Here is a 23,178-nt window from a genome sequence, read left to right on the forward strand (position 1 = left end):
TCAGTTGCCGCCTTGTGAGTCGTCAAACTTAGGCGCCCCGCGTGATCGGGGTCGGTCGAGAGGTGCTACGGCGTCAGGAGTAGTGCCCCGTGCCGACCAGGACCACGAGCTCGCAGTCGGTGGACAGCGCCAACTCATCCACGGTGAATCGCTCCGAGCCTCCCACGAGGTCGGCGTTCTCGGTGTCGAGAATCCGGTTGGCGTCCTCTTCTGGGACGGTGATGAAGCTGCATTCCTGGGGGACGTACTGGTGCAGGTCGGGGTGGACCGGTGGCAAGAGGGCCGGGGGATTGGTGGCGGCCTCGTCCAGCGCCTCACTGGTGGCCTGATCGACTTCGATGACGGCGTGGAACCAGTAGGGCCGGTCTGGCTCCGGCAGTCGGGACTCGTTCTTATTGACCCTCTCTTGCATGACCAAGTGCACGCCTGTGGCACCCATGGCCGGCATACGGCTGGTGACCGAGTCCAGCGAAGTTCGGATGTCCAGTTGTTTGGGAACGTACTGCGTGAACTCGGCGAAGCGTTCGTCTTCCTGGCCATCCTGTCCACGGAAGGGGAGCACGGAGCATCCGGCAAGAACCAGTGCTATGCAGGCGGTTGCTGCGGCGATCAACTTGTGGGGCATGGGCTTCCTCATGTCTCTGTCCTCATTTGTTGTCTGGTTACCGGGTGATGAAACGGCGCACATAAATCGTCCGCCCTGCAAGTGCTGCAATCGGCGGCTGCAGAGAGACGGTGTCGGTTCGAAGCCGGCCGGTTGCCATCTACTTGTTCTCCTCAGTACTCTCGACCGTCGGGGTAACGGTTGACCTTGTCGTCGCCGCCAGGCTCGTGGCGGGGGTAACGGCCACCGCCGTTGTCCCACCCACCCCGCCAGTCCTCGGCGGCTAGGGATTGAACGCTGGTGATTCCGTCGGCAACATCCTTTACCGTGCGCGCTTGAGAGGCCAGACCGCGAGCTGCCTGGAAGTACGGTTCCGGCGTGAAGGATTTGGCTGCTGTCAGTGTGATCGTCACGGCTTCATTCCCCGTGTACGCATAAGGCGTCTTGCGGAGGCTGCTATTTCTTCTTCCGTGGTTGCGAAGGCGCTGGAAGTCTTCCTTACGCCATCTGCTGCGGTTTTAATTTGTTGACTCAGGGTGTTTTGAGTAATCGCCAGCTCCTTGAGGGTGGCATTGAAGGCTTCGGGGAATCCCGCAGTGGCGTCCTGTGGGGGCACTGACCAGTCGGTCGGAGACGTGGAAAGGCTAGCTTGTTCTCCATCCAAGCGCGAGGCGATGGCTGACAGTACATCGAAGCGGACGATGAGGTCGTATAGCACGTGCGTAGCCTAACCCGGGCGTGCTAGCTGAGTCGGGCGGCGTCGTCGTTAGAGACATAGCTAACCGACTTAGGGTGCTTAATATGCAGGTTGTTAATCTGGTTGCTACTGTACCGGCATGTAGGTGCCCAGCCAGCCCTGGGAGGCGGCCAGCACCAGGCAGCAAAGGATCAGCAGCAGGCCGATGGAGTAGGGGGCGGCCTTCTTGAGGATCTCCGCGTCCGTGCCGGGGGCGTCCACCGCAGTGGTGACTACGGCCAGGTTCTGCGGGGAGACGATCTTGCCCAGTCCGCCACCGATGGTGTTGGCTGCTAGCAGGATGCGCGGGTCCAGGTGCGCCTGCGCAGCGGCGGTGGCCTGCAGGTTGGCGAACAGTGCCCCGGCGCTGGTGGCCGAACCGGCCACCGCAGTGCCGATCCAACCCAGTACTGGGGAGAGGAAGGCGAAGGCGGCGCCGGTGGTGGCCAGCGCGGCGCCCACGGCCGTGGTCTGGCCGGAGAAGTTCATGACGTAGGCCAGTGCCATGACGGAGGCGATGGTCAGGATGGACATGCGCAGCGTGTAGATGGTGCGCGGCAACACCGCGAACATGGCGCCGACGGAGGTTTGGAAGCGGCCCCCTGAGGAGCGAGTGCCGTAGACGACGCATACGATCACCGCCGTGAGCAGGATCCAGGTGCCCGGGTTGGACAGGGTCTGCAGGTTGTAGACCGCGGAGGTTGAGGCCTCGCCATCGGCGGTGAGCAGGTTCCCGTACACCCCCGGCCACGGGATCTTGATGTCGGTGCCGGACAGGACGGCGGACAGATCCACGCCCAGTTTCCACAGCTTAGTGATGGCGATGATGACCACCACCAGTACGTAGGGCAGCAACGACAGGACGACGCGCTCGCGGTCGGGCTTGTCCGCGGCGGCGACCTCGGAGTGGTACTCCTCCGGCGTGCTCGGCGTCCATGCCAGCAAGAACAGGTAGCAGGCGGCGAAGGCCAGCAGTGCCCCCACCACGGAGGTCAGCTCGTAGGAGACGCCGGAGGTAACGAAGTGGCCGGCACCTGCTGCGATTCCGGCCACCAGGGCCAGCGGCCACAGCTGCCGCACACCGCGGGCGCCGTCGAGGATGAACAGCAGCAGGAAGGGCACCAGTACACAGATGAGGGAGGTTATGTGGCCCATGTTCTGGGCCACGGACACCGGGTCCTCACCGCCCAGGTTAGCGGCCGTGGTCACCGGGATGGACATGGCGCCGAAGCCCACGTAGATGCCATTGCCCACGATGGTGGCGATCGCGGCCTTAAGCTTGTTCACGCCCAGGGTCACCAGCATGGCGGCGGTGATGGCCACCGGTGCGCCGAATCCAGCCAGCCCCTCCAGCAGGCCGCAGAAGCAGAAGGCCACGATCAGGGCCTGGGCGCGCTGATCACCCTTGCCGATTGTGTTGAACACGGCCTTGAGGTCCTGGCTGCGGCCGGAGGTCTCGGTAAGGTTGTAAAGCCAGACGGCGGCAATGATGATGTAGATGATCGGCACAAATCCCATGGCCAGGCCCTGGGTGGCCGACAGTGCCGTCATCGCCACCGGCATGTGGAAGGCGACGACGGCGATCACGGCCGACATCGCCAGGGCGATGAGCGCGCACCAGTGCGTGGCGACCTTGAAGGCCCCCATGAGTATGAAGAACGCGATCAGCGGCAGCAGGCCGATGATCGCGGTGATGAAGACATTGCCGCCGACGGCGGTCGTCGAGGGCGTGAAGGCCGTGGCGAGCAGTGGGGCTGTAAGCATCATGGTGGGTTCCGGGCTGGTCGGGGGCATCGGCTTGGAGGTCGGGGCCGCGGCGGTGATCGTCGCGGTCGCGACATGTGCATCATCTCATCTTTTCGCCGCCGATGCGTGAGCGTCGAAGGATTTGCCTACAGGTGGGGTGAGTGTGCCGGCGGCGGGTAGACGGCCATGGCCTCGGACGCGCGGGCGTCAAGGCTTGGGCCGGGTGCTCGCGCACTCAGTCCGGGTTTCAATGCTCTCCAACACCAGCCGACGCAGCCAGCGCTCGGCGGGACTGAGCCTTTCGCTGGTCCTGGTGTAAACCGATACGGGAGGGCTGTCGATCGGCCAGGGGAGCTCATGAAGCGCTAGTTCGTGGCGCTGGGCGTAGACCTCGCCCACGTGGCGCGGCAGAAGGGCTACGAGATCGGAGGACTCCACGATCAGCGGAACCGCCGCATAACTGTCCACCCACATGGTGACGGAGTCGAGCAAGCCACGGCGGTCGAGGGCCTGGTTGGGGTAAATGTGTCCTCCGTGCGCCGCAACCCTGACGAAGCGCCGGTCGGCGAACATCATGGTGCTGGTATGCGGCAGGGGGTGATGGAGCGAGGTGACGGCCACGTAGGTGACGGGCAGTACGGGGGTGCGCCAAAGGTACTCGGTGGGCAGCACCGACACGGAGATCGACAGATCCACGGCGCCTCGCCCCGGCCGGACAGCACGGCCTTTGCCGACGCCGATGCTCTTCGCAGCGCCCTGTTGGAGGCGCCTTCAATCGGCTATTCCACCGGCCCCTCCGGTCGGGCGCTGGAGTCCATGATCGACGGGTGGGGACTGAGGCCCGCACTGGACGACAGGTTGGTGCGGGCGCCCGCAGGGGTGCCCGTGGCCGAACTGATCGCCTCCGGAGCGGTGTCCCTCGGATTCCAGCAGAGAAGCGAGTTCATGGGGGCGTGCGGTGTGAAGGTGCTCGGAGCCTTGCCAGCCGATTGTGCGGTCAAGTCCGTGTTCTCGATGGGAACGGCCGCACCGGACCCGATCGGCCGGGTGGCGGGCCGCTTGTTCCCCAACGACGTAGAACGGTAATGCAATGAAATCTCAAATGATCAAGCTGGGAGCGTGCATGGCGCTTGTCGTCATTGCGCTTCTCCTGCCCGCTCCGGCGGGGGCTGCCCCCCATCGGCTGGAGGGTTTTCGCTCTCTGCCTCGGCGTGATGGCCGCATTCATGTTGCGGCCGGTCCCGGCGCCGGTGACGTTTCTCCAACGCCGCCCGCACTGGTGGGATCACCTATCCGATCATGCGTAGCGTGGCTTCTGTGCTCGATTCCGATCCCGGCCCCAAAGGCGGGCGAATCGGCCGATACCTGACAATGACCACCTATTACGCCAGCTTCGCCACCTCGACGATCTTCTTAACTGCGATCGCCTTCCTCCCGCTCACCGTACAGGTCATCGCAGAGGGGCTGGGGGTGACTCCGCTGCCGTGGCTTCTGACCCTGCTCGGCCTCATACTCGTGGTCATAGCGAGCCGCTACTTGTTCGCGTCCGGCCTGCCCTAGTGGAAGCTTCTTGGCTTGTACTGACTCCTTGGCTTGTACTGACTCCGGCACGGCATAGTCACCCGGTGCTTCTTCCACGCGGGTGCGCTTCGGACATCCAGGGGCGAGCGCGGGCGCGTCCTCAAACCGGAAGAGCAGGAAATCGGCCCCGCAGCTATGGCTGCGGGGCCGAATCTCATGGACGGCTAGCACTCACGGCGGGTGCAGCCGCCGCCCAGGCTCACTTCACGTCGTCGTCAACCCAGTCGAGGGTGCGGGTGACGGCCTTCTTCCACAGCCGGTAGGTGCGGTCGCGCTCGGCGGCGTCCATCGACGGCGTCCAGCGCTTGCCCTCCTGCCAGTTGGCCACGACGTCCTCGGTGCCATTCCAGAAGCCCACCGCAATGCCGGCGGCGTAGGCGGCCCCCAGCGCGGTGGTCTCGGCCACCACGGGCTGGATCACGTCGACGCCGCACAGGTCGGCCTGGAACTGCATGACCAGGTCGTCGTTAGTCATGCCGCCGTCGACCTTGAGCTCCTTGAGCGGAACTCCGGCGTCGGCGTTGATCGCGTCGAGCAACTCGGCGGACTGGAAGGCGGTGGACTCCTCCACGGCGCGGGCAATGTGCCCCTTGGTGGCGTAGCGGGTCAGACCCACGATCGCGCCGCGGGCGTCGTCGCGCCAGTAGGGGGCGAACAGGCCGGAGAAGGCCGGCACGAAGTACACCCCGCCGTTGTCCTCCACCGTGCGCGCCAGCGCCTGGATGTCGCTGGACTTTTCGATCATGCCGAGGTTGTCGCGCAGCCACTGCACCAGGGAGCCCGCCACCGCGATGGAACCCTCCAGCGCGTATACCGGCTTGGCGTCACCGAGCTGGTACAGCACCGTGGTCAGCAGGCCGTTCTTCGAGAAGACGGGCTCCTCACCGGTGTTCATCAGCATGAAACAGCCGGTGCCGTAGGTGTTCTTCGCGGTGCCGACCTCGAAGCAGGCCTGGCCGAAGGTGGCCGCCTGCTGGTCGCCGAGAATGCCGGAGATCGGGGTGTCGATCAGCAGGCCGTTCTTGCGGCCGTAGCCGTAGACCTCGGAGGAGGACTTGATCTGGGGGAGCATCGACATCGGAATGCCGAAGTCCGCGCAGATGTCCTCGCGCCACTGCAGGGTGCGCACATCCATCAGCAGCGTGCGGGAGGCGTTGGTGACGTCGGTGACGTGCACGCCGCCGTTGACGCCGCCGGTCAGATTCCACACCACCCAAGTGTCCGGCGTGCCGAACAGCAGGTCCCCGGCCTCTGCCTTCTCACGGGCCCCGGGCACATTGTCCAGGATCCACTTCACCTTGGTGGCCGAGGGGTAGGTGGAGATGTTCTCACCGGTGATCTGGCGGTAGCGCTCGGTGCCCAGCGGGTCGCCGGCGGCGATCTCACGGGCGATCGCGGCGGTGCGGGTGTCCTGCCAGACGATGGCGTTGTAGACCGGCTCCCCGGTGTTCTTGTCCCACACGATGGTGGTCTCACGCTGGTTGGTGATGCCGACGGCGGCCAGGGAGTGGCGGTTGATCTCAGCCTTCTGCAGTGCCTGGGCGACCACGGCGCGCACCGACTCCCAGATCTCCACCGGGTCGTGCTCGACCCAGCCGGGGTTGGGGAAGATCTGGGTGAACTCCTGCTGGCCGATGGATACGACTTCGCCAGAGTGGTTGAAGACGATTGCGCGGGAGGAGGTGGTGCCCTGGTCGATCGCCAGAACGTACTTCTCGGTCTCGGTTGCTTCGGTCATGGGCGAGTTCCTTTCACTTCATTGTGGTTGGGGCCGGGATCAGAACAGGCCGGCCAGGTTCGGAATGAGCAGTGCCGCGGCCACGGCACCGATGAGCGGGCCCACCACCGGCACCCAGGAGTAGGCCCAGTCAGCCGAGCCCTTGCCGGGGATCGGCAGGATGGCGTAGGCGATGCGCGGGCCCAGATCGCGGGCCGGGTTGATGGCGTAGCCGGTGGGGCCACCGAGCGACAGGCCGATGGCGACGATCACGAAGGCCACGGCCAGCGGACCCAGTTCGGAGGGCGACTTGCCGTTGTAGAGCACCCAGGCCACCAGGGTGAAGGTCGCAATGGCCTCGGTGACCACATTCCAGCCGTAGGAGCGGATGCCGGGGCCGGTGGAGAAGCAGCCGAGCTTGGCGTCGGCGGGCGCCTTCTCATCGAAGTGCTTCTTGTAGGCGAGCCAGGCGCAAACGGCACCGGCGATGGCACCCAGCATCTGAGCCAGGATGTAGACGCAGATGTTGGTGGTCGTTGCCGGCACATCGGTGGCCAGGTCGTTGCCCGCCACGGCCAGACCGATGGTGACTGCCGGGTTCAGGTGGCCGCCGGTGGCGTAGGCGGCGTAGACGCCCATGAACACCGCCATACCCCATCCGAAGGCGATGACGATCCAGCCGGAGCCTTGGGCCTTGGACTTGGGGAGATTGACGGCGGCGCAGACACCGGCGCCGAATAGGATGAGAATCAAGGTCCCCAAGAACTCCGAGAGGAAGATCTGGGCAAGAGTCATGGCCTGCTCACTTTCTGCACGACTACGTGCTCAATGCGTAGGGCGAGCGGCCAACGGCCGTTCGCGTCACACCAATGCCCGGGTGAAGCATGGCTGCGCCCGAACAGGTCTGAAAGTACTCGAGGTCGTGGAGGGGAGTGGTACACCACCAACACCCATATGCGTAGTTGAGGCTGTGCTAAATCGCCGATTTGGCGTCTTCATCGGGGAAAGTGCCGCTCGGCAGGACCGTGGTGGGAAATAGGTGCGAGTTTTCCCTATAGGGGGTGAACGTTTGAGCATCGGGCGTGCACGAGCTCTCCGCGGAGTGTAGTCATGGATGCGAAAGCGTAGCCATGCGGCGCCTCGACCCGACCGGGACGCCGTCGGGGTGAAACCCGCCCCGCCGAGGCGGACGAGGAGGTCCTTCAAGTGAGAGCCATGAGTGCCGACGTCGTCGTCATCGGTGGCGGTGCTACCGGAGTCGGCGTCGCCCGCGACGCGGCCATGCGGGGCCTGCGCGTGGTGCTGCTGGAGCGGGCCGACCTCGCCCAGGGGACCTCGGGGCGCTTCCACGGGCTGCTGCACTCCGGTGCCCGCTACGTCGTGTCCGATCCCGGCTCTGCTCGCGAATGCGCCGAGGAGAATGCGATCGTCTCCCGCATCCACGCCGACGCCGTCGAACGCACCGGCGGCATGTTCGTGGTCACCCCCGAGGATGACCTGGACTACTCCGAGCGCTTCGTGACGGCCGCCGAGCAGACCGGGGTCGCCTGCGAGGAATTGAGCCCGACGGAAGCACTGCGCCTGGAGCCCCGGCTTAATCCCGGTATTAAGCGCGCCTTCGCCGTCAACGACGCTGCCGTGGACGGCTGGCAGATGGTGTGGGGCGCTGCCCGCTCCGCCCGGGAGCACGGCGCCACCGTCCTGACCTACCACGAGGTCACCGACCTGGTGGTGGAGGGGGAGGGGCAGGAGCGCCGCGTCGTCGCCGTGCGCGCCCGCGGGCTCAAAACCGGCGAGGACTTGAGCATCTCCTGCGCCATGGTGGTAAACGCCGCCGGCCCCTGGGGCGGACGCCTGACCGCCATGGCCGGCTCACAGGCCATCGAGATTGTCGCCGGTGCCGGCATCATGATTGCCGTCAACCACCGCGTGGTCAACCACGTTATCAACCGCTGCGTCTACCCCGCCGACGGCGACATCCTCGTCCCCGACCACACGGTCTCCATCATCGGCACCACCGACAGCCGGATCCCCGACCCCGACCACATCCCGATTCCCCGCCAAGAGGTCGCCCAGATGCTCGACGCCGGTGAGGCGCTCATACCGGGCTTCCGGCAGGCGCGGCTGGTGCACGCCTGGGCGGGCGCCCGCCCGCTGGTACGCGACAAGCGGGTCGCCGGTACCGACACTCGCCACATGAGCCGCTCCATGACCGTGCTGCGCCACAGCCAGGCCGAGGGCCTGGGCGGGCTGATCACGGTGGCCGGTGGCAAGCTCACCACCTACCGGCTGATGGCCAAGAACACCGTCGACGCCGTCTGCGCCGAGCTGGGCGTCGAACGGCCCTGCACCACCGACACCGAGGCCGTCCCCGGCTCTGAGCACGGCCGCAGCTACCACGTGACCCACCGGCTGGCCGCCCGTGAGCAGGACCGACTAGAGAATCAGACCGTCTGCGAATGCGAGTTGGTCACCCGCAAGATGCTCACCGACCTGATGGATGAGCAACCCGACGCCTCCTTCGACGACCTGCGCCGTCAGTTGCGCATCGGCATGGGGCCGTGCCAGGGCGGGTTCTGCGCCGCCCGCGTGGCCGGCGTGCACGCCTGCCACGGCCGCGCCGACGCCGCGGAGGCCACCGAGCTGCTGCGCACCTTCCTGCGGCACCGCTGGATCGGTTTGTGGTCGATCCTGCACGGCGAGCAGGTGCGCGAGGCGGCACTGGACTTTTGGATGCTGCAGGGCACCCTCGACGTCGAGGACCTGCCCACCGCTGCACCCCCAGCCGCGGCGGCCACCCCGATCGCGGACGCCGAGGACGGCGAGCAGGACCCCGCGGAATTCGCGGCGGCCATGGCCGCACTGGCCGCGCCGCCGGGCCCGGCCCTCGCCGCCGCGGGCGGAAAACTGACCCTCACCGAGCCCAGGCAGGAGGCGGGCGCATGAGCAGCGACGTCGTCGTCATCGGGGCCGGGATCTCCGGCTACGCAGCGGCCCTGCGGCTGCGGCATGCCGGCGCCACGGTCACCCTGGTCACCAAGGGCATGGGTGGGCTGGCCCTATCCCCGGGAACCGTCGATGTGCTCGGCCGGCTCGGCGGGGCGGCCGGACCCGCGGGACCGGGTGCGGGCGCCGGCGCCGATGAACGCTCCGCCCGCCGCGCCATCACCCACCCCTATGCGGCCATCGACGCCTCCGACCTGCTGCCGCAGGGACACCCCTACCGTGCCATCGGTCGGCGCGCCACCGAGGCCGGCGTGGACCGCTTCGCCGCGCTGGTAGGCCCCGACCTGCTCACCGCCAGGCCTGACTGTGCCGCGGGCGGTACCGGAGCGGGCGAAGGCGGCTCCACCGTGAACGCCGGTGAGGGGCCCGCCAACCTGTGGCTGCCCACCGCACTGGGGGCCGTGCGCCCCACCCTGCTGGTTCAGCCCTCCATGGCCGCCTCCGTCCTGCGCGACGGCGGCCGCTACCTGGTGGTCGGCCTGGCTCGACTCAAGGACTTCACCGCGGAGCTGGTCGCCGGGAACTTGAACCGCGGCGAACTACCGGGCGGAGGCCGCGTGCAGGCGCGCGCCCTGACAGTCGACTTCGAGGCCCGCGCGGGTGAGAGCGACACCAACGCCGTCGGCCACGCCCGCGCCCTGGACGACCCTTCCGGGATCGACCACCTGGCGCGGCTGCTGGACGGCAAGGTGCGCGACGGCGAGACCGTGCTGCTGCCGGCCGTGCTGGGCCTGGACCGCCCGGGTGTCTTCCGGGAACTGGCCGAGCGCCTGGGGGCGCCCGTGGGTGAGATCCCCCTGGTGCCGCCGTCGGTGCCCGGACTGCGCCTGGAGCACCGGCTGGACCGGCTCGCCATGGCCGAGCGGGTGCGTGTGGTCATGGGCGGGCGTGTAGTGGACCGGCAGGTGGAGCGCGGGCGCCTGGTGTCGGTGACCAGCGCCGCCGCCGGCCGCCCCCTGCGGCACCGCGCCGGCGCCTTCATACTGGCCGCAGGCGGTTTCGAGTCCGGCGCGCTGGCCATTGACTCCTACGGCACCGTCACCGACACCGTCCTCGGCCTGCCGCTGGCCGGCGTGAGCGCCGACGGTGAGGAGAACCTGCGCCGGCTGATCCACCGCGACTACTGGGGCGCGCCCCAGGGACTGTTCCGCGTCGGAGTGGCGGTGGATGAATGTATGCGGCCGCTGGGCCCCGATGGGACTGCGGCTCTGGCGGGAGTCCACGCCGTCGGCGGGGTGCTGGCCGGTGCGGTGCGCTGGAGCGAGAAGTCCGGGGAGGGCATTGCGCTGGGCTCGGCCGAGGCCGCCTGCGACGCCGTCCTGACCGAACTCGGCGGCGCCGACTCCCCGGAGCGCGCCGGGGGTGTGCAGGCGGCCCGGGCCGACACCGGCGGTCACGACCCGGATGCCGGTGCCGCTAAGACGCCAGAAAGCGAAGACAACCTTGAGGAGCAGGACTGATGTTCGACGTCGACACCCTGGCCCAGCGCTGGGATCTGCCGCTGCCCGGAAAGGGTGGGCAGCGGGTGGTTTCCGGCGCCGCCGCCGTTGAGACCGCCGCCCATTCGCTGGCGCGCGCCAGCCTGGACTGCTGCGTCAAATGCACCATTTGCGAGACCGCCTGTCCGGTCATGGCCGTAACCGACCTGTTCCCGGGCCCGAAATTCGTTGGACCGCAGGCCGAGCGCTACCGCAACGGGCAGAGCGTGGACCACTCCATCGACTACTGTTCCTCCTGCGGGACCTGCACGCGAGTGTGCCCGCAGGGCGTGAAGATCGCCGAGCTGAACAACCAGGCCCGCGCCGTCATGCGCGCCCAAAACAAGGCCGTGCCGGTGCGCGACCGGCTGATCACCCAGACCACCCTCATGGGCAAGGTGATGACCCCGATTGCGCCCCTAGCCAATGCTGCCCTGGCCAATCGGCCTATTCGGGTGCTCATGGAGAAGACGGTCGGGGTGCATCGCGACGCGCCCATGCCGCACGCCCAGCCCCAATCCCTGGCCGGCTGGCTGCGACGGCGCACCAAGCGAACCGATACGCTCGTGCCCGCCGGCTCGCGCGGACCGATCGTGTTCTTCCACGGCTGTGCCGGCGGCTACTTCGAGGTAGAGACCTCCAAGCGCGCCATTGAAGTGCTTGAGCACATCGGGTATGAGGTCATCATCCCCAAGCAGGGATGCTGCGGTCTGGCCGCCCAGTCCAACGGCCTGTACGGGCAGGCCTCCGCGAGCCTGGTACGGCTATGCGAACAGTTGACGGCAGCCGGCAAGGATCTGACGATCGTATCCTCCTCCGGCTCCTGCGCCGGGATGCTCAAGCATGAGGCCCACGAGATCATGGGGGTGGAGGCGCAGGCTCTAGCCGATGTGTCCCCGCGCACCATGGAGTTGTCGGAGTTCCTGCGCGACCTGGACGATGCCGGCGAGCTTCCGCACCGCTTCCGTCGCATCGACGCCACGGTCGCCTACCACGCCCCCTGTCAACTCAAGGGGCAGAACATGGGGATGCCCGCCATCGAGCTGATGGAACTGGTGCCGGGCTTCAACGTGGTGGAGTCCGGCCGGGCGTGCTGCGGCATTGCCGGTACCTACGGGCTGAAGAAGGAGAAGTATGAGGTCGCCCAGGCTGTCGGCGGGCCTCTGTTCGACATCGTTCGTGAGGTCAACCCGAACCTGGCCGTGTGCGACACCGAGACTTGCCGTTGGCAGATCGAACAGTCCAGTGGTGTCAAGACGGTGCACCCGATCTGGGTGCTGCACGCCGCTTACGGCCTGTCCCGTCTGGCCGGCATCGAGCCTCAACCCTGATGCCGAGTTCGGTTGATATAACCATCGAGTTCGGTTGAAGTGGCTATCGAGTTCGGTTGAAGTGACTATCGAGTTCGGTTGAAGTGACTATCGAGTTCGGTTGAAGTGACGGGCTGAGATCGATTCCGACGGTTAGTTGCGATTTTCTCGTACGGGCGAGGTCGGAGGCGCGGGAACGTTGAGGTGGTGCGGTTAGGTGGGTGAGTGCGGAGCCTTACTGCAGGTCCCCGCCAAGAGGCCAAGCCCTACCCGGGGCACTGTCGAGACCCTGAGGCAAGCGGCACTCGACACATCAGCCATCATCAACACCGCCGCCACCGGAGCCGTTCATATCGACCGGTCTCGGTGGTCATTGGGCTCTTCCGGTTTGAGGGTGTTGGCGTTGGTGGGTGTGGGTCCGGTTGGCTGCAGGCCTCGTACTTGGACCGCGTTTCTGCGGTTGGACCGTCTGAGAGTGCGTTTCAGGTGGTCCAACGACAGGCAGACGGTCCATCCGCAGGCAGGTGGTCCATCCGCAGCTGGGTGGTCCGGGTGCGGGGGTGTTGGCTCGGGCGGGTGCGGTTGCCTTGGACGCTGGCGTACCCGCGGTCAACGATCAAGATGCCACAGGCCGTGAACGGGGTAAGCAGCTGGCCCGGCCGAGCCGCGCGCCTGGCCGGATCGCGCGCATGGCTGATCTGCGGGCCCGGCCGAGCCCCGCGCCCGGCTGAGCTATGGGCCCGGCCGGGGCGCAAGCCCGGCTCACAGCCAAAGGCGTCCCAGCGGATCGGACAGGGGAGGGCCCGGTCGGCAATCAGACGCCCGGGCCTGCCCACCACACCAGGGCGGTAGGCCGGCGCCTGGGAGCCAAAGTGTCCAGAATCGGCACAAACACCCCGCCCCTCCCAGCGCACACTCTCAGATTCGTTGGAATCATACGGATCTGGCGGGACGCGTCGGGCGGGGGAGCATCGTTTGCGCCGAATCTGGACACTTCCCCCGGGCCCACCGGATGCGGGAACATCGCTGGTGCCGAATCTGGACATTTCCCCCGGGCCAGCCGGCCCTACCAACCGAACTCGATGGTAATAACGACCGAACTCGATCGTCATATCTACCGAACTCGATGGTTATTTCTACCGAACTCGATGGTTATTTCTACCGAACTCGGTGGTTATTTCTACCGAACTCGGTGGTTATTTCTACCGAACTCGGTGGGGGTGAATGGCTCAGACGGCGCGGCTGACGTGAGCGACGGCGGCCGCGTCGGTGGTCTCCGCCTCCGCGGCGGCGAGCTGTTCCACCCGCTCGGCGTAGGCGGCCTTCTCCGCCGCGACCTCTTCCTCCTCCCAGCCCAGCAGCGGGGCCATAACGGCGAGCACCTCGTCGGCCACACCCAGGCCCCGGTCGCGGCGCTCCAGGTCCAGGCGCACCCGGCGCAGCAGTACGTCGTCGAGGTGGGCGGCGCCCTCATGGGTGACGGCCCAGGCGACTTCGGCCCGCAGGAAGGCGGGCGCGCCCGCGAGCGGTTCTCCCCACGTCGGTTCCCCGGCCGCCTCGGCATCGTGGATGTCAATGGCCTCTAGCATTGTCGGCAGTTCGTCGCCGTAGCGGTCCAGCAGATGGGTGACCCGCGCCAGCGTCCAGCCGCGCTCGCGGGCGATTTCCCCGGCGCGTTCGGCCAGTTCGTGGTAGCCCGCGGCGCCGACCAGCGGTAGCTGTGCGGTGGCGCAGGGGTGGGCGTGGGCGAGTGCCTCACCAAGTGCGTGATCGACGGCGTCGGCCGCCATCACCCGGTAGGTGGTCAGTTTGCCTCCGGCAATTGCGGTCAGGCCCGGTGCCACCCGGGTGACGGTGTGCTCGCGGGAGACCTTGGTGCTGGCCGCCTCGGCGCCGGGACGCAGCTGCGGCTGGAGGAGCGGGCGCAGCCCGGCATAGACGCCGATGATGTCCGCGCGCGTGATGGGCCGGGACAGGACCTCGTTGGCGTGGTCGAGCACGTAGTCCACGTCGGCGGACGTGGCCACAGGCTTGGCCACGTCCTGGTCCCACGGGGTGTCGGTGGTGCCGATCACCCAGTAGCGCGCCCAGGGGATGATGAACAGCACGGACTTTTCGGTGCGCAGGAAGATCCCGGTTTCGGCGTCGATGGACTCCTTGGGGACCACGATGTGAATCCCCTTGGAGGCGAGCACCTTCAGCCCGCCCGCGTCGGTGGCCAGATCCTGGGTGGCCTCGGTCCACACGCCGGTGGCGTTGATGGTGTGGGCGGCTCGGATCTGATGGGTCTGGCCGGTGGCCAGGTCGGTGACCGCCGCACCGGTGACAGCGCCGTGGGCGTCCTTGAGGAAGCCGGTCACCTTGGCACGGTTGGCTGCGTAGGCACCCAGGCCGACGGCGGTGCGCACCAGGTCGATGACCAGGCGGGAGTCGTCCACGCGGGCGTCGTAGAAGCGGATCGCGCCGACCAACTTTTCCGGGTTGAGCGCAGGGGCCAGGGCGCGGGTGCCTTTGCGGCCTAGGTGCTTTTGCACCGGGACGGTCTGGTGTCCGCGGGCGCCGGCAATGGCCAGGGCGTCATACATGCCCACGCCGACGGCGGAGTAGGAGCGCTCGTAGTGGTGCTTAAGCGGCCACAGGAAGGGCTGGGCCTTGACCAGGTGCGGTGCGGTGGTGGTGAGTAGTCGGCCGCGCTCGGTCAGGGCCTCATGCACCAGTGCGAAGTCCAACTGGTACAGGTAGCGCAGGCCGCCGTGCACGAGTTTGGAGGACCAGGAGGAGGTGCCCGAGGCCCAATCGCCCATTTCGACGATGCCGGTGCGCAGACCGCGGGCGGCGGCGTCCAGGGCGATGCCCGCGCCCGTGACGCCCCCGCCTACGACGAGGATGTCGAGTCCCTCCCCGCCGGACATGGCCTCCAGGGCGGCCTGGCGCTGTGTGGTGGTCAAGGCGGTGTCGTGCATCGGGCTCTCCTTATGGGTGTGTACGAGCGGCCTGGCCCGTCGGCGGTCGCCGCGGGCAGGGCGGCGTGCCCAGCATCACCGCAGTATGCGATAATGCGCAAACAGATTGCACGAACGTGCACATCTTTGGGGAGGGGGCGAGTATGACGTCTGGGACTGCCGGCCCGGCACCGCTTGTGCGTTGCTATGAGGCGGCCTCGATGTACTACGTGCAGGGGGAGACGATGGATGTGATCGCCCGCCACCTGGGCGTATCGCGGTCCACGGTCTCTCGCATGTTGGCCCGAGCACGCGCTGACGGCATTGTGCGCATCACCCTGACCGCCCCGGGGGGCGCCGGCACTCTGGAGGCGGCACTGCGAGACACCTTCAATGTGGCGGCGCGGATCGTGCCGGTGCGTGAGGGAACCACCGAGATCCACCGGCTGGAGCAGGTCGCGGCCGTGGCGGCTGAGGAATTGGTGGCGCTCGCGCCGCACAACGGGGTGCTGGGAACCGCCTGGGGCACCACCATGTCGGAGGTGTCCGCCGCCCTGCCGCGCAGGCGGGTGCCCGGGTTGACGGTGGTGCAGCTCAACGGCGCCACCGCCCCCGAGGGGGATGGCCCAAATGTGGGTGAGGTGTTGGGTGACTTCGCCGAACGGCTGGGGGCACGGGCGGTGGGTTTCCCCGTGCCAGCGTTCTTCGACCATGCCGCCACCAGGCAGGCCATGTGGTCTGAAAGGTCAATCAGGCGGATCCTGGCCTTGGCGGATCGGGCGTCCGTTGCCGTATTCGGTGTTGGCTCGCCGGATCCCACGGCGGCACTGCCCAGCCAGGTATACAGTGGCGGGCACCTGACCGATGGCGACTTGGAGTTGCTGCGGCACGACGGCGTCGTCGGCGATGTGTGCACCGTGATGCTGCGCCAGGACGGTACGTGGCGTGATGTCGCCCTCAACGGGCGCGCCACCGGTCCAACACCGGCGCAACTGTCGCGGATTCCTCGCAGACTGTGCATAGTGGCGGGTGTAGGCAAGGCGCGTGCCCTGCTGGCGGCACTGCGGGCGCGCGTGGCGACGGACCTGGTGGTTGACGACGCGACGGCCCGCGCAGTGCTGGCACTGGCCGCACGGAAGGAGAAGCGCGATCATGGGCTCCACGGGCAGAACGGGCAGCACCGGCAGCGCTGACCGGCATGCCTCGGCAGTGGATACGGGCGATGCGGGTGCGACGGATGTGGACCTGACGCCGTCGGCTACGGCTACGGCGTCGGAGTCGGTGCCGGTTCCGGACGGTTCGGGTGCGGCCAGTATGCCCGACCGCTTTCAGGACGCCGGCTGGCGCACCGTGCTGCGTCCGGCCCGGCCCGCCGACGCCCGCGCGATCGCCGAACTTGTGCGCCCCTACTCGGAACGGCGCATTCTGATTGGCAAGGATCTGATCAACTACTTCGAGGACATTCAGGAGTTCACCGTTGCGGAGGGTGCCGGGCGGATCGACGGCGCGCAGGAGTCCGGGCTGATCGGCTGCGGTGCCCTGCACGTGATGTGGGACGACATCGCTGAGGTGCGAACATTGGCGGTGCGCCGCGATTACCTGCATCGCGGTGTCGGCCATGCCATCTTGAACGATCTGCTGGATCGGGCTCGCGCCCTGGGGTTGCGGCGGGTGTTCTGCCTGACCTTCGAGGTCGACTTCTTCGCTGCACACGGTTTCCGGGAGATCCAGGGCACGCCCGTGGGAATCGACATATTCGTGGAGATGTTGCGCAGCCACGACGACGGCGTTGCCGAGTTCCTGGATCTGGCCCGCGCCAAGCCCAACACCCTGGGTAATACGCGTATGCTGCTAGAACTGGACGGGTGAGGTCGGCCGGATGGCCGGAGTCACCAGGTATCGGACTCCCGAGTCCATTCTGGCGTCGTCATGGTTTCCAGTGAGCCGGCCTGTCCGGCCACTCCGGGATCGCCGCTGTGCTCATGCTCAACAGATTCCTCTAGCAGCGGGATGTCATAGATTCCGTCAGGACGACGGCGTTTGCGGGACTGAGTAGCGCCGCGCGCCGCTGCGGCGGGGGCTCCCATGACTGGGCGCCCGGCTGCTCCCTGCGTTCCTGTTCCACCGCTTCCCTGTGCTGCGGCTCCACCGGAAGCGGTACCCGCCATACCGGTGTTTCCGCTCACCCCCAATGCTGCCGCCGATCCGGAGGCGGTGGCGGCGTTCAAACCGGGCGTGAACACGGTGGAGGAGCCGCTGCTTAGTCCCCGTGCGGCGGCAACGGCTGCCGCCGCCGCCGCGGCAGCTCCTGCCGTTCCGGCGATTACACCGGCCTTATTCGAGGCACCGGTGCCAGGGGTGTGCTCGGAGAACGTCAGGGGCACGAGGCGGCCGTTTTTAACGGTGTAGCGGCCGGAGGCATGGGCGGCTGCCCGCTGCGTTGTGCCTACAGCGTTGGCGTCGGTATTGCTGGTGAAGCGGTCGACCTGCGTGGTCTGCCAGGCGGTTCGTCCCGCAATGGGATGACTGGTGTGTGCAGTGCTGAGAATCCTGCCACTGCTGACCGCTGCGGCCGCTCCGAAAGCTCCGGTGGCGGAACCGTAGGTGGCTCCGGGGACCGCGGCACCAGTGCCGTAGCCGGTCATGCCCACGCCGCCGGAAACACCGCCACCGCTGTATGAGGTGGTAGCCGAGCCGGTACCGCCGTTGTGCATCCCGGTGCCACCGCCATGGTTTGCGGGGTTGTAACCGGGAGACTCTTCGAGCGGCGTCTGGTCCACCTGACGGTTCGGGTCGAAGGCCGGCCGGGACAGGTCGATTTCCCGCAGCGCCTGCGCAGAAGCGGTCAGGGTGGTGTCCATGGGGGAGAGGGCCTCGGCGGCCTGCTGCTCGCGCTTCAGTGCGCTCTGATCCATTTCCTGTGACGTGGTGTTCGGCACGGTCACGGTGCCCAGAGGGGTCTCTTCCTCATGGGTCAGGGCTGATGGCAATTCCTCGTACTTGGGTTTCGCAGTACGCATGGAGTCGCGTGCCGTGGTGCGCACTGTCTTGATGGCACCCACAGCGGTATACCATTTGCGCACCTCGGTCTGCAGTTGGGCGAGTGCCCCGGTAACCGCATGCTGAGTCTCTCCCTCGAATGCGGGGTTGGCAGCGATGGAGCGGATGGTGTCATCGCAGGAGACCAGGTCGGCCCGAATCCGGGCGATGGTGGCGTCGTCCCCGTAGTCGTCCAGGTCGAGATCGTGGATCTTCTTCAGCTCCTCGACGTTAGTTCCCATGCTGCGTCAGTCCTTGTCGGTCCTTCGATGCGTGTCAGTCTTCTTCATGCCGTCTGTGCTTGGCGGGAGCGAGCGTCCAACCCAGCAGAGCATGTCTTCCGGGTGAGTTCAGTAGAGGGTGCCCTTTACCTGGCCGGGGCCGACACCTACCGTTATTGTGTCAGTTGGCGCCGACGTGTTTGGGATCTCGGATCGGTTGGCGCTCCAGTTCTTGAGCTTCTGCCGGGCTTCGTTCTTGCTCTGCTCATCCTGCTCGGCAAAGGCGGTGATGGCGGCGTCATAGTTCGTCTTGAGGGTGTCCAGGTCCTTGCGGGTGGAGGCTATGCAGGCCTGTAGTTGCCTAAGCACATCCGAGTAGGCGCGCATGCAACTGTAGGCCTCGATGTGAGTGGACCAAGTGGTGGCCGACTGATTCGCGGTGACCGAGCCTACGCTCGATGCGGCGGGCGAGGCGTAGTCATCCGAGGCGGTAGCCATCTTTGAGGAGTTGCTCGTCGCGGCATCGTAGTTGACCGAGAAGGTGTCGGACATTGCGTCTCCAACTGTTCGCAAAAGTAATCGGTGGGTGGCGGCGTACTGTTGTTACACGACCGGCCGTAGCCGGTGCGTATCGTGGATGTGGATGGGGACATGGCTTCGGAGTGAACTCCCCGGGTGGACCGCAGGCGCTAACTGGGTGGCCCTGGAGGGGTGTTCTGACCGACACCATGTCACGAACACACTACGCTCGCGATCCCCGGTTTGCCACCGGGTACGGCTGTGGAAGGGGCAACATCCGGCGGCATGACTCTCGGACGTCGTGCTTGTGGACGCCTGCTCAGACCGTTACCATGACCATCCTGTGACAAGGAGGATGAGATGACCCAGCCGAGTCCGTACCCCGGGTGGGGGCAGGATCCTGAAGAGCATGGGCAGGGCTACGGCCACGTTCCGGGCGCCCAGGACTTCCAAGGATATGGCCAGTACGGGCAGGAGAACGGCTCGGCTGGACACGGGCAGGCTCCCACCGCCGGACAATACGGGTACGGCCCCGCGCAGCGCGGCTACGGAGACCAGTTCGGTTACGGCTACGGGCAGCCGGGCGTTTCTGCAGGTCAGGGGGTGCCGCTGCCGAGCGGGCAACCGCCGGTCGGCTTCGAGTCGTCAGGGGCGACGGATCAGGAGAAGCTGCTCAATGTCGAGGAGGCTCCCATTCCACTGTCCGAGGAACGGCTCGTGCTCAAGTCCAATATCACGGCATCAGGTGGTTTTGCCTTCTGGTTGACGGCGGGCTTCGGTGTAGCCTGTCTGTACGGCGCCGGCTGGTACCTGGTGAATGAGCCGGACAGGATTGGCTACATACTGGTGGCGCTGTTTGCGGGCCTGGCGTCGCTGGCTCTGGTTGTCTTTGTGCAGCGCAGTCATACCGTGCTGGACGCGACTGGAATCCACCTGCATGTGTTTGGACAAACGCGTGACTTCCCTTGGCCGACGTCGCGCACCAGTCTGTTCGCCCGGGTGACGCTGGGGAAGGTGATTAAGAGCGCGGATGCGTGCATGGTGATGCCGGATGGGCAGGCGGTGGAGTTGATGGGGCTGTCCTGGATGGGGACGTGGCCGCCGTCGTTGGAGGCGAAGGCCGTAGCCCAGTGCTCTCGGATTTGGGACTGGGCGGTGGCCCGTGGCTACACGCAGGAGACGCATGAGTACATTCCACTGTCGGGTGTCACCTGGCAAGCGCAGCAGGTGGTGCGTGAGAGTCAGGAGCGGCGCTATGGGTTGCGGTGAGTACCTCTAACAACCCCCAACCCAGCCAACGACTATGCTGAGCCTCTGTCCTGGAGGGGTGTCGGTGTCGCGGTGACTGTCTTGGGTTACTTGTTGGTGCGGGGTCGTGGTGGGGGTTCGGTGGGGAACTCGGCTTCCTCCGCGAGGTAGCGGCGTTCGGCTTCGGCGGCACGGTTGGCGGCGGGCGAGTTTACGGTGGCGCTGAGGACTCGCCCGACGGTGCCCAGGCGCAGTGATGCTGCGCTCGGTAGGGTCCAGGTGGTGGATTCCTGGGGGCCGTTGCGCCCCTGGAAGCGTTTCGTGGTGCCGGTGCCGTACAAGTCGGTCAGCACCCGGACGTACTGGTCGTATGCCCGGCGCACCAGCGCAGGCGCCTCCGGCGGCGCACTGGCCTTAGGAATACGCGAGGCCAGCCCCATACGGAAGGAATCCATCTGACCTTCACCGATAATGAATGAGGCGTCTTTGCCGCCCAGGTTGTGGCCGGTGGTAAACATCATCTCGTCTGTTGGTGATGATTGCCAGCCGAGACGGTCGCGCAGCTCCAGGCCCTGCTGGATGCTCATGGGCCACTCGTGCTCCAACCACAGTCGGATCACCGGCACGCCCACCTCTGGTGGAACCACTCGAAACACCCCACCACCGGGCAAAGACAGCTCAAACCCCGGAACCGCCCCGGCCTGTCCGCCGCTGGCACTGCTCATACCTGCTTCCTCCCTCAGCGAAGCTGTGGCCCTCTGCGCTACCAAGTACTTTAGGTCATGCGGGTGGCAATGAGCCTTTTCTCGCCAGAACTGGCGGATCGGAGCAGGAGAACGGCGCGAAGAGCCGGTAATTGTCGGTAGAGAGCGAGGGTCGCGTCCACGGGGGGCCGCAGTGCCCCCGCGTTGTACCGAATCTTCTCTGTCATTACGCAGATCCCGGTGGACCCGGGGCTCCTGATGAGAAAGGCTCACTGTTCTGATACCTGTCATCAACGTCGCTGGCAGGACCGTCTGCCCCGTCTGCGTCGGCGTGATCGCTGGCGTCGTGGTCGTGACTGGTGTCGTGCTGGCCGTCTTGATCTGCGGTGTTGTCTTTTGCGTGGTCGTTGTCGGTGTCGGTGTCGGTGTCTGGTTCGTTGTTGTGGTTGGTGGTCGGGTTGGGTGTGTCGTCGGTTTTGGTGTGTGGGGTTGTGGTCTCGGCTGCTGCGGAGTTCGAGCGGGGGCTGTTGTCTTCCGGGTCCCTGCGGGCAGATACGGATTCGGGCTCCTGACCCTTGGGGTGCTCAGAATCCGGCGACTCCGGATCCCGGGGGCGCGCTCGGGGCGCGGGCTGCTGGCATCCGGCGCCTCGGCAATGGGACTGCCGGTGCGTGAGAGCCAGGAGCGGCGCTATGGGTTGCGGTGATCGGCTGGGCTGCTATGACTCGGGTGCCGGGTGCTGGTTCAGCTTGTCAGTCAGTTGACCAACCCGTCGGCCCGGCACAGCAGTATGTGCCGGGCTGTTGCTCATGCGATTGGGGTGGCGAAGCGGGCGCAGTAGGCGGGGTCTACCGGGGGTGTTTGGCCCTGGGCGTTAGTGATGGTGGTGGCGACGGCGCGCATGAGTTGGGCGACGGCGTCGTTGGTGAGCTGGCTGGCCCACTGCTGGTCATCGGTGGGCATGAGCTGCTCGATCAGTTCGACGGTGTGTCCGGCGACCTGGAGGAAGCGGCCGGTGTACAGGACGGTTCCGGGCAGAAGGGCCACCTCCTGGGCCTGGGGTACGGCAGATACCGGTGCCACGTCCCTTCCTGTGTGCACTACCACGACGGCGATACCGGGGCTGGTCATTCCTGCGGTGGCTATGACTAGGTCGCGACTGGTGGCGGTGATGCCCTGGGGTACCACCACTCCTGGCTGGGTGCCGGTCGGGCTGGTGATACCGCGGAAGGTGACGGCCCCGGTGGGTGGGAGCTCGCGCAGGCCGGCGACGGCGCGCTTGAAGCGTTCCTCGGGCGTGGGCTGATCGGGAACCGACTGGCTGGGCGTGGTCATCGGATGGTGTCCTCCTGTTTATGGGACTCGTCTTGCTTGCGTTCCTGGGCCTTCCGGTAGGCCAGTTTGGCTTTGTAGCCCTGTGCTTGTCGGAAGTGTTCACGGTTTGGGGCTGGTTTCACCCATGGTTGGGGCCGGTACGGCAGGATCGGATCACCATCACTCCACCAAGGGCCGAGCAAGGCGTGGTCGGTGGCGACCGCGGCCGGTACGGGCTCGGCGGATGGGGGGACAGTTATCGGGCTGCCCGAGTCGGTTGGGACGGCTGGTAGCGGTGTCAGGGTCACGGGCAACCACAGTGTCTGAATGCTTAGTTCGGTGGCGTTCAGGTCGGTGGGCCAGGGCTCCGCGTCGGTGCGCGAGGCGGCCCACGCCTGCCCGCAGTACTCCAGCACGAATGTGGTCTGGCCTTCAGAACCGTCAGTGCGGAACAGCCCCACGATCCAGGCGTCCTGTTCCTGACGGTTAAGCCTGTCAAACCACTGATTGATGTCGGGCTCAGGCTGGTCGGTGTTGAGGCGGATGCTGGTCAGAAAGCCCCGTCGCAACCTGAACCGGCAGGTGGGCGGGAGCATCTTCAGTCCCGTCGGGTCATCCGCCCAGCGGGGCCTTTTCGGCGGGACTTGGCGTACACGGGTCCTGCCGCGTGCGTCCTCGGTGACCGTGTAATGCAACTGTGCGTGGCGCAGCCGGTTGCGGCGGAGGTTCTCCGCGTCGCGCTCAAAGAACTCGTCTTTGGTTATGCAGTCGTAGTCGATGGTGCCGTCTTCAGGGCGGGTGGGGTACCAGCGTCGGTCCCAGTACTGGTCCTCAAGATCATCGGGGATCTGTCCCAGTCCCAGGCGCGTTGCCTCGTCCTGGTCAATGCGCAAACGGTCTTGAATGATGCCTGGGCGGAGATCGCGGATGTCGCCGGTGAACGGACGACGCACTCCGTCGTCACCAATCAGGTCAAACATGGTCGTTCCTGGAGCGTGTGAGTGTCGTAGTCA

20 protein-coding genes and 1 pseudogene are annotated in these 23,178 nt (G+C 66.6%); 8 read left to right on the top strand and 13 right to left on the bottom strand.

Translation table 11 applies throughout. From position 1 onward, the window contains the following. Window positions 1–73 precede the first annotated feature (73 nt). The 5 genes from CWT10_RS02285 to CWT10_RS02305 form a co-directional block, all read right to left on the bottom strand. Entirely contained in the window at window positions 74–637 is a 564-nt protein-coding gene (locus CWT10_RS02285) for a hypothetical protein (RefSeq protein WP_128683240.1), read from the bottom strand. 140 nt (window positions 638–777) lie between these two features. Then, window positions 778–1,017, bottom strand: coding sequence for a hypothetical protein (locus CWT10_RS02290; protein WP_103062682.1), 240 nt, complete (start codon window positions 1,015–1,017; stop codon window positions 778–780). Further along, window positions 1,014–1,322 carry a hypothetical protein gene (locus CWT10_RS02295; RefSeq protein WP_128683241.1) on the bottom strand — a complete coding sequence of 103 codons (309 nt, stop codon included), beginning with the start codon at window positions 1,320–1,322 and terminating at the stop codon, window positions 1,014–1,016. The genes CWT10_RS02290 and CWT10_RS02295 overlap by 4 nt, the downstream gene beginning before the upstream one ends. Window positions 1,323–1,427: 105 nt before the next feature. After that, complete coding sequence (locus CWT10_RS02300) at window positions 1,428–3,107, bottom strand: L-lactate permease (protein WP_103062681.1); 1,680 nt, start codon at window positions 3,105–3,107, stop codon at window positions 1,428–1,430. Between the two features lie 186 nt (window positions 3,108–3,293). Then, window positions 3,294–3,782 (bottom strand): LysR substrate-binding domain-containing protein, encoded by a 489-nt coding sequence (locus CWT10_RS02305; RefSeq protein ID WP_158247618.1) that lies wholly within the window; start codon window positions 3,780–3,782, stop codon window positions 3,294–3,296. Between CWT10_RS02305 and CWT10_RS02310 the strand changes: the two genes are divergently transcribed. Beyond that, complete coding sequence (locus CWT10_RS02310) at window positions 3,687–4,172, top strand: substrate-binding domain-containing protein (RefSeq protein ID WP_342353550.1); 486 nt, start codon at window positions 3,687–3,689, stop codon at window positions 4,170–4,172. The genes CWT10_RS02305 and CWT10_RS02310 overlap by 96 nt on opposite strands. 186 nt (window positions 4,173–4,358) lie before the next feature. Next, a pseudogene (locus CWT10_RS02315) lies at window positions 4,359–4,646 on the top strand (anion permease); the annotation flags it as partial. Between the two features lie 220 nt (window positions 4,647–4,866). Here CWT10_RS02315 and glpK read toward each other — a convergent pair. Further along, window positions 4,867–6,405: a glycerol kinase GlpK gene (gene glpK / locus CWT10_RS02320; RefSeq protein WP_103062677.1), complete on the bottom strand. Its 1,539-nt coding sequence runs from the start codon at window positions 6,403–6,405 to the stop codon at window positions 4,867–4,869. A gap of 39 nt (window positions 6,406–6,444) precedes the next feature. Continuing rightward, the gene (locus CWT10_RS02325) at window positions 6,445–7,179 is read right to left on the bottom strand and encodes an MIP/aquaporin family protein (RefSeq protein WP_103062676.1); all 735 of its coding nucleotides are present in this window, start codon (window positions 7,177–7,179) and stop codon (window positions 6,445–6,447) included. 411 nt (window positions 7,180–7,590) lie between these two features. On the opposite strand from CWT10_RS02325, the gene glpA reads away from it, so the two are divergent. Genes glpA through CWT10_RS02340 form a run of 3 tightly spaced genes read left to right on the top strand, consistent with a single transcriptional unit; the run spans window position 7,591 to window position 12,199 of the window. After that, window positions 7,591–9,330, top strand: coding sequence for an anaerobic glycerol-3-phosphate dehydrogenase subunit GlpA (gene glpA, locus CWT10_RS02330; protein WP_103062675.1), 1,740 nt, complete (start codon window positions 7,591–7,593; stop codon window positions 9,328–9,330). Beyond that, window positions 9,327–10,850: a glycerol-3-phosphate dehydrogenase subunit GlpB gene (glpB, locus tag CWT10_RS02335; protein WP_103062674.1), complete on the top strand. Its 1,524-nt coding sequence runs from the start codon at window positions 9,327–9,329 to the stop codon at window positions 10,848–10,850. Before glpA ends, glpB begins: the two co-directional genes overlap by 4 nt. Continuing rightward, the gene (locus CWT10_RS02340) at window positions 10,850–12,199 is read left to right on the top strand and encodes an anaerobic glycerol-3-phosphate dehydrogenase subunit C (protein WP_103062673.1); all 1,350 of its coding nucleotides are present in this window, start codon (window positions 10,850–10,852) and stop codon (window positions 12,197–12,199) included. Before glpB ends, CWT10_RS02340 begins: the two co-directional genes overlap by 1 nt. Window positions 12,200–13,407: 1,208 nt before the next feature. Here the strand turns inward: CWT10_RS02340 and CWT10_RS02345 are convergent. Then, window positions 13,408–15,141, bottom strand: coding sequence for a glycerol-3-phosphate dehydrogenase/oxidase (locus CWT10_RS02345; RefSeq protein ID WP_103062672.1), 1,734 nt, complete (start codon window positions 15,139–15,141; stop codon window positions 13,408–13,410). Window positions 15,142–15,284: 143 nt separating this feature from the next. On the opposite strand from CWT10_RS02345, the gene CWT10_RS02350 reads away from it, so the two are divergent. Continuing rightward, window positions 15,285–16,313 carry a sugar-binding transcriptional regulator gene (locus tag CWT10_RS02350; RefSeq protein WP_103062671.1) on the top strand — a complete coding sequence of 343 codons (1,029 nt, stop codon included), beginning with the start codon at window positions 15,285–15,287 and terminating at the stop codon, window positions 16,311–16,313. A 121-nt stretch (window positions 16,314–16,434) separates the two neighbouring features. Beyond that, window positions 16,435–16,989: an amino-acid N-acetyltransferase gene (locus CWT10_RS02355; protein WP_103062701.1), complete on the top strand. Its 555-nt coding sequence runs from the start codon at window positions 16,435–16,437 to the stop codon at window positions 16,987–16,989. Window positions 16,990–17,009: 20 nt separating this feature from the next. Here CWT10_RS02355 and CWT10_RS02360 read toward each other — a convergent pair whose 3' ends face one another. Together CWT10_RS02360 and CWT10_RS02365 are read right to left on the bottom strand one after the other, a co-directional pair. Next, on the bottom strand, window positions 17,010–18,401 hold the full coding sequence (locus CWT10_RS02360) for a hypothetical protein (RefSeq protein ID WP_103062670.1): 1,392 nt from the start codon (window positions 18,399–18,401) through the stop codon (window positions 17,010–17,012). 108 nt (window positions 18,402–18,509) lie between these two features. Continuing rightward, on the bottom strand, window positions 18,510–18,932 hold the full coding sequence (locus tag CWT10_RS02365) for a hypothetical protein (RefSeq protein ID WP_103062669.1): 423 nt from the start codon (window positions 18,930–18,932) through the stop codon (window positions 18,510–18,512). Between the two features lie 327 nt (window positions 18,933–19,259). Here CWT10_RS02365 and CWT10_RS02370 point away from each other — a divergent pair, with 327 nt between their 5' ends. After that, window positions 19,260–20,168 carry a hypothetical protein gene (locus CWT10_RS02370; protein WP_103062668.1) on the top strand — a complete coding sequence of 303 codons (909 nt, stop codon included), beginning with the start codon at window positions 19,260–19,262 and terminating at the stop codon, window positions 20,166–20,168. Window positions 20,169–20,254: 86 nt separating this feature from the next. Here the strand turns inward: CWT10_RS02370 and CWT10_RS02375 are convergent, their stop codons facing one another. The 3 genes from CWT10_RS02375 to CWT10_RS02385 all read right to left on the bottom strand — a co-directional run bounded on the left by CWT10_RS02375 (window position 20,255) and on the right by CWT10_RS02385 (window position 23,145). Beyond that, window positions 20,255–20,872: a DUF6301 family protein gene (locus tag CWT10_RS02375; protein WP_233188088.1), complete on the bottom strand. Its 618-nt coding sequence runs from the start codon at window positions 20,870–20,872 to the stop codon at window positions 20,255–20,257. Between the two features lie 786 nt (window positions 20,873–21,658). Then, a complete protein-coding gene (locus tag CWT10_RS02380) occupies window positions 21,659–22,186 on the bottom strand; it encodes a hypothetical protein (protein WP_103062667.1) in 528 nt (175 codons plus the stop codon). Then, entirely contained in the window at window positions 22,183–23,145 is a 963-nt protein-coding gene (locus CWT10_RS02385) for a hypothetical protein (protein WP_103062666.1), read from the bottom strand. Before CWT10_RS02385 ends, CWT10_RS02380 begins: the two co-directional genes overlap by 4 nt. Between the last annotated feature and the right edge of the window lie 33 nt (window positions 23,146–23,178).

Origin of the sequence: Actinomyces qiguomingii (genome assembly GCF_004102025.1) — a bacterium.
Lineage (GTDB): Bacteria > Actinomycetota > Actinomycetes > Actinomycetales > Actinomycetaceae > Actinomyces > Actinomyces qiguomingii.